Source organism: Amycolatopsis stemonae (assembly GCF_054781455.1).
On sequence record NZ_BAAGUJ010000004.1, the window covers coordinates 663600 to 677137 of the forward strand.

Below are 13538 nucleotides of genomic sequence, written 5' to 3' on the forward strand. Positions count from 1 at the left end.
CCGCCGATCCTGCCGCCCGGGCCCGCCCTCGGCATCCCGTTTTCCGCCCGGTCAGAAGTGCGTACCGCTCCACGCCGCCACGCGCGTCCCGAACAACACGTCCGCGGCCACCACCGCGGCCGGGTCCCGCACCTCGATCCGGCCCGCCCCCGCCAGCGCCGAGGGCCGCCACGTCCCGAGGTAGACCATCCCGAGCGTGGCGACGTCGAGCCGCAGCGCCGCGCGCTCGTCCGTGCGCTCGGCGCCCTCCGCCGAGATCCGGTACGCACCGCTGTTGGCGGGCAGCACCGGATCGACGACCTCGACCACGACCGGCCCGGCCTGACCGTACTCACGCGCGGCCAACGCCTTCGGGACGTCGACGAGCCGCAGCCAGTGCTCGTCACCGATCCGGTCGACCGTGACCTGCCGGTGGTCGGCCAGGATCAGCTCGATCGGCTCGTCCAGCGGACGCGCGTCGGCGACGATCCGGTCGACCAGGTCGACCCCCAGCAGGAACCGCCACAACCCGGCGAACGCGGCCGGCGTGCCCGGGAACATGTCCACCAGCTGCAGGTGCTTCGTCCACGGCGGCACCTGCAGACCGTCCACGTAATAGGTCGCGAACCCGTCCGGGCCGTCGGGACCGTGGTGCACCGCCGCCCTGACCGGATGCGGACTGCGGCGGCCCTGAGCCTCGTAGAGCCGCCAGATCACCTCCGGGCGCGACATCATCCCCGGCCGCCGCGCGAGCCGCTCGTAGATCCCGGGACAGACCTCCAGCGCCGCGTCCAGGCCGAGCACCTCGATCTCCCCGGTCGCCGGAGCGTCCGGACGCAGCCGCGCCCGGTGCCGGTCCACGCTGTACGTCCGGTACCGCGCCGCCAAGCCGTACCCGAACCGGCCGTAGATCGCCGCTTCCGACGCCAGCAGGCACGCGAACACCACCTCACGCGCGGCGAAGTCCTCGAGCTGCGCGGTCACCAACGCCCGCATCACACCCCGCCGCGTCCGGTCCGCCCGGACACCCACCCCGGTCACCCCGGCCATCGGCACCCGGGCACCACCGGGAACGGTCAGCTCCGCGTCGAAAGACCGCGCGGTACCGATGAAATCCGGGTCGAACGCACCGATCGCCCCACCGTCCTGGTACGCGCCGGCCGCGCGCTCCCAATCGGCGTCATCACTCGGCGGAACGTGCACACTAGCGCGGAACAGCTCACTGGCCGCCCGGTGCTCCTCGGCGCGCAGCGTCCGGATCTCGAAGTCGCTCATCCCCGGATCATCTCCGGAAACGCCGGAATCCGGCCACCGCAATACCGCGGCGACCGGATCCCGGACCGGACTACTTGGTGGCAGGCGGCGAAACCTCGTAGTTGCCGCCGTCACCCTTCACCGTGATCGGCACCTGCTGCGGCTTCCCGGCGATGGTCGCGGTGCACTCGAACTTCGCACCGTCCTGGACCTTCTGCTCGGCCGGGCACGTCACCCCGGTGACACCCTCGATCTTGTAGGTGTCGGTCAGCAGCTTCTGCACATCGGTCTGCATCTGCGTGTTGTTGAACACCTGCGTCTTGAAGAACCCCGGCGCGACGAACCCGAGAATGCCCACGACCGCGACCACCACGACCAGCACGATGATGCCGATCAGCAGCCCCTTCTTCGACTTCGCCGGCTTCTCACCCTCCGGCGCGCCCTGACCGGGGAACTGCTGCTGGCCGTAGTCGTACTGCCCCGGCGGCTGCTGCCCGTACTGCGGCTGCTGCTGCGGACCACTCTGCGGGTACGCCCCACCCGGCTGCTGCCCGTACCCCGGCTGCGCCTGCGGCCCGCTCTGCGGATACCCGCCCCCAGGCTGCTGCTGGCCGTACGGCGGCGGCTGCTGCCCCCACTGCGGCTGCTGCTGCGGCGCGTACCCCCCGGGCTGCTGCCCCCACTGCTGCGGCTGCTGGGGCTGCTGCGGCTGACCCCACTGCTGCTGCTGGTTCGGGTCGTACGGAGGCGGCTGCTGACCCCACTGGGGTTGCTCCTGCGGCCCGCTCGGCGGGTACGCGCCCCCCGGCTGCTGCCCGTACTGGGGCTGCTGTGGGTCGTTGCCGCCATACGGCGTGCTCATCGTCTGCCTCCGCCTGCTTCGCTCATCTAGCTGTCCACCCCGAAACCGCCGTCAAGCCGCGTACGCACGGTATCGCTGGCGATCCAACCACAGGTCGCAGCCGAGCACACGTGTCCACGCTCACCGCCTCCGCCGCTTGGAGCAGGCCCGCTGCGCCGTCCGTTGCCGATCCGGCCACCACCGAGGGCGGCCCGCTTCCGGCCGGACCAGCACCACGGAACTCACGCAGCACCCGCAGCCACGACACCCCGCCGCAGTGCCTTCACCGCGTCGGCCGCCGCCGCACCCACCGGATCCGCCTTCCCCAGCACGTCGCGGACCTGGTCGAGCAGGTCGATCACCTGCCGCGACCACCGCACGAAATCACCCGCCGACAGCTCCTGGCCGTTCGCCTCGGCCGCCGTCAGCACCTTCTCCAGCGACTCACCCCGCGCCCACCGGTAGACCGGCCACGCGAACCCCGCGTCCGGCTCCCGGGTGCGATCCAACCGGTGCCGCCGCTCGTCCTCCGTGAGATCCACCCACAGCTTCACCGTCTCCTGCCACGCCTCCGGCACCGCACCACCCGGCAACCGCGGCTCACCGGCGGTGTCCCGGCGCGCCTCGAACACCAGCGTCGACACGACCGCCGCCAGCTCCGCCGGCCCCAGCCCCTGCCACACCCCGTGCCGGATGCACTCCGCCGCCAGCAGATCCGACTCGCTGTACAGCCTGGTCAGCCGCCTGCCGTGCTCGGTGACCCGGTCCTCCCCGTCCTGACCCAGATAACCGCGCTCACCGAGCAACGCCAGGATCCGGTCGAACGCCCGCGCCAGCGAGTGCGTCGTCGCCGCCACCTTCCGCTCCAGCTGCTGCGTCTCCGCCGCCAGCCGCTGGTACCGCTCGACCCACCGCAGGTTCGCCTCCCGCTCGGCCAGCCCGTGACACGGATGCGCCCGCAACGCCCGCCGCAACGCCGCCAGCTCACCGTCCTCGTTCGCCCCCGACCGCCGCTTCTGCCGCCCCGGCAACGAAATCCCGGCATTCCGCAACGTCGAAGCGATGTCCCGCCGCGTCTTCGGCGACCGCAGCTCGATGTGCTTCGGCAGCTTGATCCGACCCAGCACCTCCACCGGCGCCGGGAAGTCCGCCACCGACAACGGACCCGACCACCGGTCCTCCGTCACCACCACCGGCCGCGGCTCCCGGATCGGGTCCAGCCCCGGATCGACCACCACCGCCAGCCCCGCCCGCCGCCCCGCCGGCACCGCGATCACGTCACCCTTGCGCAGCTTCTCCAGCGACTCGGCCGTCCCGGCCCGCCGCACCGCGGTGTTCTGCCGCGACAACGCCTTCTCCCGCGCCGAAATCTTCGCCCGCAGCTCGACGTACTCCAGCATCTCGTCGAACTCACCCGTCACCGCGGCCGCGTAGCCCTTCAAGGCCTCCTTGTTCCGCTCGATCCGGCGCGCCGTCCCCACCACCGACCGGTCCGCCTGGAACTGCGCGAACGACTGCTCCAGCAGCTCACGCGCCTCCGCCGCGCCGACCTGCGCCACCAGGTTCACCGCCATGTTGTAACCCGGCCGGAACGACGACCGCAGCGGATACGTCCGCGTCGACGCCAGACCCGCCACCTGCTTCGGATCCACCCCCGGCTGCCACGAAACGACCGCGTGCCCCTCGACGTCGATCCCCCGCCGCCCGGCACGCCCCGTCAGCTGCGTGTACTCCCCCGGCGTCAGGTCGACGTGCGCCTCGCCGTTGTACTTCACCAGCCGCTCCAGCACGACCGTGCGCGCCGGCATGTTGATCCCCAGCGCCAGCGTCTCCGTCGCGAACACGACCTTCACCAGCCCACGGACGAACAACTCCTCCACGGTCTCCTTGAACGCCGGCAGCAACCCGGCGTGGTGCCCCGCGATCCCCCGCTCCAGCGCCTCCCGCCACTCCCAGTACCCGAGCACACCCAGGTCACCCTCGGGCAGGTCCGCCGTGCGCTCCTCGATGACCCGGCGGATCTCCTCCACCTCACCCGGCCCGTTCAACCGCAGCCCGGACCGCACGCACTGACCCACCGCGGCATCGCACCCGGCCCGCGAAAAGATGAACACGATCGCCGGCAGCAACCCCGCCCGGTCCAGCTGCTCCACGACGTCCACCCGCGACGGCGGCCGGAACCGCGGCATCCGCGGCGGCGCACCCCGGCGCCCCCGCGGCCGCTGGAACCCCGCCGGCGCGAACTGGCGCCCGACCTCCTCGGTCCGGCGCAGCAACGTCGGGTTGATCCGCAGCTCCGCACCCGGCGCGTGGACGTCCTCGCCCGCGAACAGGTCCAGCAGCCGGTTCCCGACCAGCATGTGCTGCCACAGCGGCACCGGCCGGTGCTCGTCGACCACGACCGTCGTGTCCCCGCGGACCTCGACCAGCCACTCGCCGAACTCCTCGGCATTGCTCACCGTCGCCGACAACCCGACCACGCGCACGTGCTCGGGCAGGTGCAGGATCACCTCCTCCCACACCGCGCCGCGGAACCGGTCGGCCAGGTAGTGGACCTCGTCCATCACCACGTAGCCCAGATCGGTGATCGTCGACGACCCCGCGTACAGCATGTTCCGCAGCACCTCGGTGGTCATCACGACCACCTGCGCGTTGCCGTTGATCGACGTGTCGCCGGTCAGCAGCCCGACCGCGTCCGGACCGTAACGCGCGACCAGGTCGCCGTACTTCTGGTTCGACAACGCCTTGATCGGCGTCGTGTAGAAGCACTTGCGCCCCTCAGCCAGCGCCAGGTGCACGGCGAACTCGCCCACGACGGTCTTGCCCGCCCCGGTCGGCGCGCAGACCAGCACGCCGTGCCCGCCCTCGAGCGCCTCGCACCCGCGGATCTGGAACTCGTCGAACTCGAAGGACGCTTCCGCGGCGAAGCGGGTCAGCTGGGGGTACTGCCCCCGGCGCGCGGAGGCCGCATAGGCCTCGGCCGGGGAGGGAGAAGGGCTACTGGCCACCTCGTCAGGGTTTCACATCCCCCCGACAGTCCGCACGCGGCGTGACCGTCGAGGGTCCCCTCGTCCGTGCGTTTTGTGCGGGCTTCCAGCCGGGCGACGGCTGGAAGCCCGCACCTGCGCCTGATGTATAGGTCGTTATACACAAGAAGGAGAGGGAACCGGGTGGTGGATCTCGGCGTCGGAGCGGCGAAAGGAGGCCCGATGACCGAGGTGTGCCCGGGCTGCGGCCGGTTGGACCAGGTGCAGCACGTGCCGGCGGTCTACCACGGCGGGCATTCCTTCTACCGTGGTCAGGGGCCCGTGGTGGCCGTTCCGGCCGGGGACGGTGTCGTGTACGGCCGCAGCCAGGTCAGCGGGATCTCGGTGACGGCGGTGGCGCGGTCGCTGGACCCGTTCCCGCCGCGGCGGCGCGGGGGCGGGATGCTCGCGGGGGCGATCGCGCTGGCGTTGGCCGGGGGCTGTCTTCTGCTGCTGCCGTTCTCCGTGGCCGGCGATCCCCCGCCGGGCGGGGCGGCGTCGGAGTTGCTCGGGGTCGCGGTGTTCTCGTTGCCTTCGCTGTGTGTGTTCGTGGCGGTCGGGACGCTGCTGTGGCTCTACGTGCGGCGGTTGCGGGCGCACCGGCGGCAGCAGCGCGGGGTGCCGGCCGCGACGCAGCTGTGGGAGCAGGGCTGGTTCTGCCACCGCTGCGGTGGCGTGTACTTCGCGGACGCGCGTGCGGAGCGCCTGCTGACGCCTTCGCACTTCCGGCAGCTGGTGGCGCGGGCGGGTGGCTACGACCGTTAGGCCAGCACGGTCAGGGCGCCCGAAACGCAGCTGACCGTGACCGGCACGCTCCCCTGCGGCTCGCCGTCGGCGTAGGCGGGCCAGCTGTTGCCGGTCAGGGACACCGAGCGGGCACGCAGGGTGCGAACCGCCGGGTGGGTGAGGTGCTTGCCGGTGCGCAGGCCCGGCAGCATCCGGATCAGGCCGCGGCGGGTCACGTCGCCGACGACCGTGACGTCGAAGACGCCGTCCTCGGGGTCGGCGGTCGGGCAGATCGGGACGCCGCCGCCGTAGAACCGCGTGTTGCCGACGGCCACCAGGGTCGCGTCGAGCTCCAGGCGTTCGGTGCCGGTGTCGACGACCACCGGGCGGGAGCGGAACGCCGCCAGCTCCGCCAGGATCGCGACGTCGTAGCGGCGCGGCCCGGAGGGCCAGCGCAGCCGGTTCGCGCGCTCGTTGACGCTCGCGTCGAAGCCCGCGCACAGCACGGTCGCGAACCACGTCTCGCCGATGCGGCCGAGGTCGATGCGCCGCCGGGCCCCGGAACGCAGGGCCGCCACCAGCGCGTCGACCGCGGGCAGCGGCTCCCCCGGCACGCCGAGGGCGCGGGCGAAGTCGTTGCCCGTGCCGGCCGGGACCAGCCCGAGGGCGACGTCGTGGTTCGCGCAGAACTGGACGCCCTGGTGGGCGGCGCCGTCGCCGCCGAGGACGATCAGGACGTCGAGGCCGGCGTCGTGGGAGGTCCGCATCAGCTCGCGGGACTCCTCGACCGTGTTGGCCACCAGGACGTCGAGGCGGTCGACGGCGGTGCGCAGGCGCTCGGCGACGGTGTCGGCGATCCGGGCGGCGGCGCCGTGCCCCGAAGCCGGGTGCACGGCGAGCGCGGCGTGGATCCCCACTACGTGACGTCGTCGGTGCTCGTCCGGCCACCGGAGGCGGTCGGGGTGGACGGTTCGTCGTCGATCGTGCTCGGCGTGTAGTTGAACGGCGCCGCTTCGTCGTCGGCCAGCTGGTCCCAGCCCTCGTCCTCGCGCAGGCGGTCCTTCTTGCGGTCGTGCAGGCGCGCGAGCTGGATGGCGATCTCGAACAGCACGGTCAAGGCGCCGGCCAGCCCCAGCATCGAGAACGGGTCCGAACCCGGCGTCGCGAACGCGGCGAACACGAACAGCGCGAACACGATGCCGCGCCGCCACTTCTTCAGCTGCCGGTACTTGACCACGCCGACGCGGTTGAGCATCACCACCAGCAGCGGGAGCTCGAAACTGACGCCGAAGATCACCAGCAGCGACATGATGAACGAGATGTACTTGTCCGCGGTCAGCGCCGTGACGAACTGGTCCTGACCGAAGCTGGTCAGCAGCGCCAGGGCGTGCGGGACGAGCAGGTAGGCGAGCACCGCGCCGGCGGCGAACAGCACCGACGCGAAGCTGACGAAGGTCAGCGCGTACTTGCGCTCCTTCGAATACAGACCCGGCGCGATGAACGCCCAGATCTGGTACAGCCAGGCCGGGGACAGCAGGACCGCGCCCGCGGCCACACCGACCTGCAACCGGATCATGAACGACTCGAACGGCACCGTCTGCAGCAACCGGCACCCGTCGATCCCGGCGAGCCGCTGCTGCGAGGGGATCTCGCAGTACGGGCCGATCATGATGTCACCGAGCGACGGGATCGGCCCGAGCTTCGTCTCGAACCAGAAGAAGCCGAAGATGCCGCCGATGACGATGGCGAGCAGCGCGTAACCGAGCCGGCGGCGGAATTCGTAGATGTGCTCGATGAGCGTCATCGTGCCGTCGGGGTTCGTGCGACGGCTGCGCTTGCGCCGCTTCGACCGGCGGCTGGCACCGTTACCGGAGGCGGGTTCCGCCACGGGATGTTCCGTTCTCGTCGGTGTCCGCCGGAGCGCGCCGGCTCGGCGCGCTCCGTGGACCAGGGACCGGGTGCGGTCTCAGCCGCTCAGCTGGCGTTCTTCTGCGGCTGGTCGGCCGACTGCTGCTGCTTCTTCAGCTCGTCGAGCTGCCGCTGCAGGTCGGCGACCTGCTGGTCGGTCGCCGGCGCCGGCTTGGCCGGGAGCTGCTTGGTGTCGGCTTCCACGGCGTCGTCCGCGGCGGGCTTGTGGTCGCCCGCGAGGTCCTTGGTCTCGGCCTTGAAGATCTTCATGGACTTGCCGATCGACCGGGCCGCGTCGGGAAGCCGCTTGGCCCCGAACAGCAGGACGACGAGAAGAACCAGGATGATCAAATGCCATCCTTGCAAACCGTTGGCGAACAAGATGGCCTCCTATCTGCGTCTGGTAGGGATGTTACTGGTTTTCCGGCTTCCGGCGGCGCTCCGCGAACGCGACGCGCAGCGCGGCCGACCGCGCGCGGAGCAACCCCGCCCGGTCCTGGGTGTTCGCAGCCACCATGCTCGCGGTCTGCTTGAACGCACGCAAGACCTTGGCGGTCCGCACCAGCACGACGACGAGCAGCAGGAGTCCCGCCGCGGCGAGGACGATGGTGGGCAGGTACGGCACGCGGTCAGCCTAGTGGTCGCAGGTTGACGGAAGGTGACGGGCTCGGGCGACCGCGTCGGCGGCCCGGCGTCCGACGTCGGACGCGAGGTCGGCCGGGCTCTCGACCAGGGCTTCTCCGCCCAGCCCGAGCACCAGCCGCACCATCCAGGACTGGTCGGCGTAGCGCATCCGGATGCGCAGCCGGCCGCCGTCGAGCTCGTCCAGCTCCTCGCACGGGTAGTACTCGGCTACCCAGCGTGCGTCCGGGTCGAGGACGAGCACGGCCTCCCGTTGGTCGGGACGTTCGCGGAAGACGCCCTCGGAAATGTCCGTGGGGTGGGCGTGCGCGGGTGGCCGGGAGGGCTCGTCGAGGACGGTCAGCTCGTCGATCCGGTCGAGCCGGAACAGCCGGACGCCCTCGGCGCGGCGGCACCAGGCCTCCAGGTAGCCGACGGCCTGGACGATCAGCAGCCGCATCGGGTCGACCGTGCGCTCGGTGATCTCGTCCTTCGACGCCGTGTAGTAGCGGATCCGCAGCGCGCGCCCGTCCTGCAGGGCCTGGGCGACCTCCGCGCGCGTACGGGCCGTCTTCTTGCCCTCGCGCACCCCGCCGCCGACGACCACCCCGGCGGGCTGGGCCTGCCCGGCGGCCGACTCGATCTTGGCGATCGACCGGCGGACGGCGTCGCCGTCGAGCACGCCCGGCGTCTCGGCGAGCGCCCGCAGCGCGACCAGCAGCGCGGTCGCCTCGCCGCCGGTGAGCCGCAGCGGCCGGTTCATCCCGGCGTCGTGCGTGACGACGATCGTGTCACCCTCGAAGGACAGGTCGATCAGGTCGCCGGGCCCGTAGCCGGGCAGCCCGCACATCCAGAGCAGCTCGAGGTCCTTGCGCAGCTGCTTGGGCGTGACGTCGAAGTCCTGCGCCGCGTCGTCCACGCGGACGCCCGGGCGCGCGAGCAGGTAGGGCACCAGCGCGAGCAGTCTCGGCATCCGGTCGGTGGATCCGCTCACCGGCCGCTCCCCTGCCGGGCCACGACGGCTTCGAGCCGGTCCTGGACGGTCTTCGCCAGCACGTCGGGTTCGAGCACGACGACGTCCGGGCCCTGCGCGGTGATCCAGTCGGCCGCCGACTCCGGGAAGTAGAGCCCGATCTCGACCAGGTCGCCCTCTTCGCCGTCGAGCACCGTCCGGCCGATGACGGTGCCGCGGCGGCGGACCCCGGCGGCGCGGCCGTCGGCGACCCACAGCCGGGCCGTCGTCACCGGTGCCGGTTCGGACTCCCCCGTCACCGACACCAGCTTGAGCAGGTTGACGCCCTCGGGGCGCTGCACCGCGCCGGGCTTGCCGACCGGGCGGACCTGGCCGGTGACGCGGGAGAGGCGGAAGCAGCGGGTGGCGCCGCGGTCGCGGTCGTGCCCGACGACGTACCAGCGGGCCCGCCACGACACCACGCCCCACGGCTCCAGCGTCCGCATGATCCGCTCGGGCGAGCCGCTGCGGCGGTACTCGAAGCGGACGGCCTGGCCGTTCTGCACCGCGGCCAGCAGCGGCCCGAACGCCGGTTCGGCGCGCACGCGCGGCTCGACGACGGTGGGTGCCTGGTCGTCGACCTCCAGGCCGGCGGCGCGCAGCTTCACGAGCGCGCCCTGGGCCTGTCCGGTCAGCTCCGGCGAGTCCCACAGCCGGGACGCCAGCGCGACCGCGGCGGCTTCGTCGGGGGCGAGGTCGATCTCGCCGAGCTCGTAGTCGCGGCGCGCGATCCGGTAGCCCTCGATGGCGTCGAACGCGGAGTTGCGGCCGGTCTCGAGGGGGATGCCGAGCTCGCGCAGCTCGGTCTTGTCGCGCTCGAACATCCGGAAGTAGGCGTCATCACTGGCCGCGTCGCCGTATCCGGGCACGATGCCGCGAATCCGCTCGGCAGTGAGGTACTGCCGGGTGGACAGGAGGGCCAGCACGAGATTGACCAGCCGTTCGGCGCGGGCGGTGGACACCCGGTAGAGCCTAGCTCGCGCCGCCCGGCCCGATCGTGAGGTCCGGTGTGCGCGCGTCGTAATCGGCCCGCGCGGTGCTCACGGCGTCGAAGTTCGCCTCGGCCCAGTCCTTGAAGCCCGCCATCAGCGCACGCAGGCTTTCTCCCAACGGGGTAAGGGAATAGTCGACGCGGACGGGGACCGCGGGGGTCACCTCGCGGCGCACCAGGCCGTCGCGTTCGAGCACCCGCAGGGTCTGGGTGAGCATCTTCTGGCTGACGCCGGCGATGCGCCGCGAAAGGTCGCTGTAGCGCTGCGGGCCGTCACCGAGCGCGACGAGGATCAGGCTGACCCACTTGCCGGCGATCTCGTCGAGCAGCTTCCGGGTCGGGCACGCCGCCAGGTAGGCGTCGTAGGCGGCCTTCTCGGCCTGCCGCCGCTGTTCCGCCGTGCGCGTGGGCACCGGCCACCTCCTCGTGCGGTAGGCACCTGCCGGTGCGTACTTCCCGTTGGAGAGTAGCTCCCCTTACGTTCGCGGGGAAGGTGTCGTTCCGCGAAGGAGAGCGAGATGCGTGCGGTGGTGGTCCGCCGGTTCGGCGGCCCGGAGGTCCTGGAGGCCGTCGAGGTGCCGGTGCCCGTGCCGGGTCCGGGCCAGGTGCGGATCCGGGTGGCGGCGGCCGCGGTCAACCCGGTCGACGTCGCGACGCGGGCGGGTCTGCTGACCGCGGCCGGGGTGATCCCGCCGCGGGAGGTGCTCGGCCTCGGCTGGGACGTCGCCGGCACGGTCGAGGCCGGCGACGGGTTCCGCCCGGGCGACGCGGTGATCGGCCTGCGCGACCGGATCGCGACTCCCCTCGGTGCCTACGCCGAGCGAATCGTGCTGGACGCTTCGGCGGTGGCACCCGCCCCGGTCGGCGTCTCCCCCGTTTCGGCGGCGACGATCCCGCTCAACGCGCTCACCGCCGCACAGGCCCTCGACCTGGTGGAAACGACCGGATCGGTGCTGGTCACCGGCGCGGCGGGCGCGGTCGGCGGGTACGCCGTCGCACTGGCGCACGCCCGGGGGCTGCGGGTGATCGCGGTCGCCGGCCCGGCCGACGAAGCGATGGTCCGCGGGCTCGGGGCGGAGTTCGTCGCCCGCGGGCCGGCGCTGGGCGACCGCGTGCGGGCCGTGGTGCCGGGCGGGGCCGACGCCGCCCTCGATCCGGCCTTGCTCGGTCTGGACGCCCTCGACGCCGTCCGCGGCGGAGGTGAGTTCGTCGCCTTCGCCGCCGGGGCGGCGCCGATTCCACTGCGCGGCGTGCGGGTGCGCACTGTCTGGATCCGCGCCGACGGTGAACGGCTGGCCGAGCTGTCCCGGCTCGTCGAGCAGGGGACGTTGCCGGTGCGCGTGGCCGGGGTGCTGCCGCTGTCGGACGCCGCGGCCGCGCACGAACGGCTGGCCGCGGGCGGACTGCGCGGCCGGCTCGTGCTGACGCCGTGAATCGTGCCTAGCCTGGCGGTATGGATGATCGTGTTCTTCTCATCACCGGGGCCTCGCGCGGCCTCGGCGCCGCGACCGCGCGGCTGGCCGCCGCCGCCGGGTTCCGGGTCGCGCTCGTGGCCCGCAAGTCCGAGTCCGTCGCACCGCTGGCCGCCGAACTGGGCGAGGACCGCGCCGTCGCGCTCGGCGCCGACGTCGGCGACTGGCCGAGCATCTCCGGCGCCGTCGACGAGACCGTGAAGCGCTTCGGGCGGCTCGACGCGGCCTTCGCCAACGCCGGCATCGGCGTCGGGACGTCGTTCTTCGGCGACGACGACCCCGATCCGCGGGCGTGGGAGCCGATGGTGCGCACCAACGTCCTCGGCGCCGCCTACACGGCCCGCGCGGCCCTGCCCGCGCTGAAGGAGTCGTCCGGGCACCTGCTCCTCACCGGCTCGGTCGCCGGGCGCTACATCCGCAACGCGAGCCTCTACTCCGTCACGAAGTGGGCCGTAACCGGGATGGCCGGCGCGATCCGCGAGGAGGCCGTCGGCACCGGCGTGCGGGTCACGCTGATCAACCCGGGCATCACCGACACCGACATCCTCACCGACGAGCAGCGCAAGAAGCCGCACCTCGAGCCCGACGACATCGGCCGTGCGGTGCTCTACGCGCTGCAGCAGCCGCCGTCGGTGGACGTCAACGAGATCATGGTCCGCCCGACCGGCCAGGTCCTCTAGCGGCTCAGGCGCGCGACGCGGCCCTGGGCGCCGCTGGCCCAGCAGCTCGCCCCCGCGCAGTCCACGGAGTCGAAGCTGCCGGTGTCGAACGACGTCCAGTGCCGCCCGCCGTCGGGGCTGAGGTCGCTGCCGCCCGGGCCGACCGCGAGGACGCTCCCGCCGCGCCAGGCCAGCCCCGAGCGGTACCCGGCGGGGTACTGCGCCGGCGTCTGCCAGGTGCGGCCGAGGTCCCGGCTCAGCGCGACGGCCGGGCCGGGCGCGGCCGGGTTCGCGTAGTCGCCGCCGATCGCGACACCCTGGCCCGGCGTGCGGAAGGCGACCGCGAACACACCGGCGGACGGGCTGCTCGGCAACGGCGTGTCCGAGGCCGTCCAGTGCCGCCCGCCGTCGCCGGAGTGCAGGACGCGGGCGGTCGCGCCGCCGCCGGTCGCGAGCCACGCGTCGAACGGCCCGGCCGTCGTGATGCACTGGCCGCTGGCCGCGAACCCCGCCTCGCCGGGCAGCGCGGGCGGGAAGCCGCTCTCGGGCACCTGCCGCCAGCTCCGGCCGCCGTCGAAGGTGGCCTGCACCCGGAACTTCCCGTCGACGGGGTCGCTCATCGCCAGGCCGCGCCAGGGGTCGAAGAACGCGAGGCAGTCGTAGAACGCGGCTTCGTCGGTGTTCTGGAAGGTCTGGCGCCAGTGCGCGCCGCCGTCGTCGGTCCGGTAGACGCGCGAGCCGGCGCCGGGGCCGATCGAAAGGATCACGGCGTGCTCGGCGTCGAAGGCCTCGATGTCACGGAACTCGAGCGTGCCGGTGCCGGGCGGGCCGACGGACTTCCAGGTCGTCCCGCCGTCGGTGGTGCGCAGGACCGTGCCCTGCGTGCCGCTCACCCACGCGACGCGGGCGCTGACGGCCGAAAGGCCGCGGAACTGGGCGGTGACGCCGGTCGGCTTCACGTCCCAGCTCGGCAGGTGTTCCCCGGCCGAAGCCGGAGCTGCGAGCGAGACCAGCAGGGCGCACACGAGCAGCACGACACGCATGCGGAA

14 protein-coding genes are annotated in these 13538 nt (G+C 72.8%); 3 read left to right on the forward strand and 11 right to left on the reverse strand.

Going from position 1 to position 13538, the window contains the following annotated elements; genetic code table 11:
* Positions 1–51: 51 nt before the first annotated feature.
* From ACYVLJ_RS18865 to ACYVLJ_RS18875, 3 genes are all read right to left on the reverse strand, one after another.
* Positions 52–1254: a putative GNAT family N-acetyltransferase gene (locus ACYVLJ_RS18865; RefSeq protein ID WP_460439579.1), complete on the reverse strand. Its 1203-nt coding sequence runs from the start codon at positions 1252–1254 to the stop codon at positions 52–54.
* A 70-nt stretch (positions 1255–1324) separates the two neighbouring features.
* Positions 1325–2095, reverse strand: a complete 771-nt coding sequence (locus tag ACYVLJ_RS18870) for a DUF4333 domain-containing protein (protein ID WP_460439580.1) — start codon at positions 2093–2095, stop codon at positions 1325–1327.
* A gap of 221 nt (positions 2096–2316) precedes the next feature.
* A complete protein-coding gene (locus ACYVLJ_RS18875) occupies positions 2317–5082 on the reverse strand; it encodes a DEAD/DEAH box helicase (RefSeq protein ID WP_451972627.1) in 2766 nt (921 codons plus the stop codon).
* Positions 5083–5283: 201 nt separating this feature from the next.
* Here ACYVLJ_RS18875 and ACYVLJ_RS18880 point away from each other — a divergent pair, with 201 nt between their 5' ends.
* Positions 5284–5865: a hypothetical protein gene (locus ACYVLJ_RS18880; RefSeq protein WP_451972625.1), complete on the forward strand. Its 582-nt coding sequence runs from the start codon at positions 5284–5286 to the stop codon at positions 5863–5865.
* On the opposite strand, the gene ACYVLJ_RS18885 is transcribed toward ACYVLJ_RS18880, so the two are convergent.
* From ACYVLJ_RS18885 to ACYVLJ_RS18915, 7 genes are all read right to left on the reverse strand, one after another.
* Positions 5862–6743, reverse strand: a complete 882-nt coding sequence (locus ACYVLJ_RS18885; RefSeq protein ID WP_451972623.1) for a diacylglycerol/lipid kinase family protein — start codon at positions 6741–6743, stop codon at positions 5862–5864. The genes ACYVLJ_RS18880 and ACYVLJ_RS18885 overlap by 4 nt on opposite strands.
* Positions 6743–7714, reverse strand: coding sequence for a twin-arginine translocase subunit TatC (gene tatC, locus ACYVLJ_RS18890; protein WP_451972621.1), 972 nt, complete (start codon positions 7712–7714; stop codon positions 6743–6745). The genes ACYVLJ_RS18885 and tatC overlap by 1 nt, the downstream gene beginning before the upstream one ends.
* Before the next feature lie 86 nt (positions 7715–7800).
* Positions 7801–8115 (reverse strand): Sec-independent protein translocase subunit TatA, encoded by a 315-nt coding sequence (gene tatA / locus ACYVLJ_RS18895; RefSeq protein ID WP_451972619.1) that lies wholly within the window; start codon positions 8113–8115, stop codon positions 7801–7803.
* Positions 8116–8146: 31 nt separating this feature from the next.
* Positions 8147–8359, reverse strand: a complete 213-nt coding sequence (locus ACYVLJ_RS18900; RefSeq protein WP_451972617.1) for a bacteriophage holin — start codon at positions 8357–8359, stop codon at positions 8147–8149.
* A gap of 9 nt (positions 8360–8368) precedes the next feature.
* Positions 8369–9349, reverse strand: coding sequence for a helix-turn-helix transcriptional regulator (locus tag ACYVLJ_RS18905; RefSeq protein WP_451972615.1), 981 nt, complete (start codon positions 9347–9349; stop codon positions 8369–8371).
* Positions 9346–10329, reverse strand: coding sequence for a helix-turn-helix transcriptional regulator (locus ACYVLJ_RS18910; RefSeq protein WP_451972613.1), 984 nt, complete (start codon positions 10327–10329; stop codon positions 9346–9348). The genes ACYVLJ_RS18905 and ACYVLJ_RS18910 overlap by 4 nt, the downstream gene beginning before the upstream one ends.
* 10 nt (positions 10330–10339) lie before the next feature.
* Entirely contained in the window at positions 10340–10771 is a 432-nt protein-coding gene (locus ACYVLJ_RS18915) for a winged helix-turn-helix transcriptional regulator (RefSeq protein WP_451972611.1), read from the reverse strand.
* Between the two features lie 105 nt (positions 10772–10876).
* On the opposite strand from ACYVLJ_RS18915, the gene ACYVLJ_RS18920 reads away from it, so the two are divergent.
* Together ACYVLJ_RS18920 and ACYVLJ_RS18925 are read left to right on the forward strand one after the other, a co-directional pair.
* Positions 10877–11791 carry an NADP-dependent oxidoreductase gene (locus tag ACYVLJ_RS18920; RefSeq protein ID WP_460439581.1) on the forward strand — a complete coding sequence of 305 codons (915 nt, stop codon included), beginning with the start codon at positions 10877–10879 and terminating at the stop codon, positions 11789–11791.
* 20 nt (positions 11792–11811) lie between these two features.
* Positions 11812–12510 carry an SDR family oxidoreductase gene (locus ACYVLJ_RS18925; RefSeq protein WP_460439582.1) on the forward strand — a complete coding sequence of 233 codons (699 nt, stop codon included), beginning with the start codon at positions 11812–11814 and terminating at the stop codon, positions 12508–12510.
* Here ACYVLJ_RS18925 and ACYVLJ_RS18930 read toward each other — a convergent pair.
* On the reverse strand, positions 12507–13532 hold the full coding sequence (locus ACYVLJ_RS18930; protein WP_460439583.1) for a WD40/YVTN/BNR-like repeat-containing protein: 1026 nt from the start codon (positions 13530–13532) through the stop codon (positions 12507–12509). The genes ACYVLJ_RS18925 and ACYVLJ_RS18930 overlap by 4 nt on opposite strands.
* Between the last annotated feature and the right edge of the window lie 6 nt (positions 13533–13538).

Coding starts and splice junctions, on each gene's coding strand:
- ACYVLJ_RS18865 (WP_460439579.1), bottom strand. CDS start 1,254: ATGAGCGACTTCGAGATCCGGACGCTGCGCGCCGAGGAGCACCGGGCG.
- ACYVLJ_RS18870 (WP_460439580.1), bottom strand. CDS start 2,095: ATGAGCACGCCGTATGGCGGCAACGACCCACAGCAGCCCCAGTACGGG.
- ACYVLJ_RS18880 (WP_451972625.1), top strand. CDS start 5,284: ATGACCGAGGTGTGCCCGGGCTGCGGCCGGTTGGACCAGGTGCAGCAC.
- ACYVLJ_RS18920 (WP_460439581.1), top strand. CDS start 10,877: ATGCGTGCGGTGGTGGTCCGCCGGTTCGGCGGCCCGGAGGTCCTGGAG.
- ACYVLJ_RS18925 (WP_460439582.1), top strand. CDS start 11,812: ATGGATGATCGTGTTCTTCTCATCACCGGGGCCTCGCGCGGCCTCGGC.
- ACYVLJ_RS18930 (WP_460439583.1), bottom strand. CDS start 13,532: ATGCGTGTCGTGCTGCTCGTGTGCGCCCTGCTGGTCTCGCTCGCAGCT.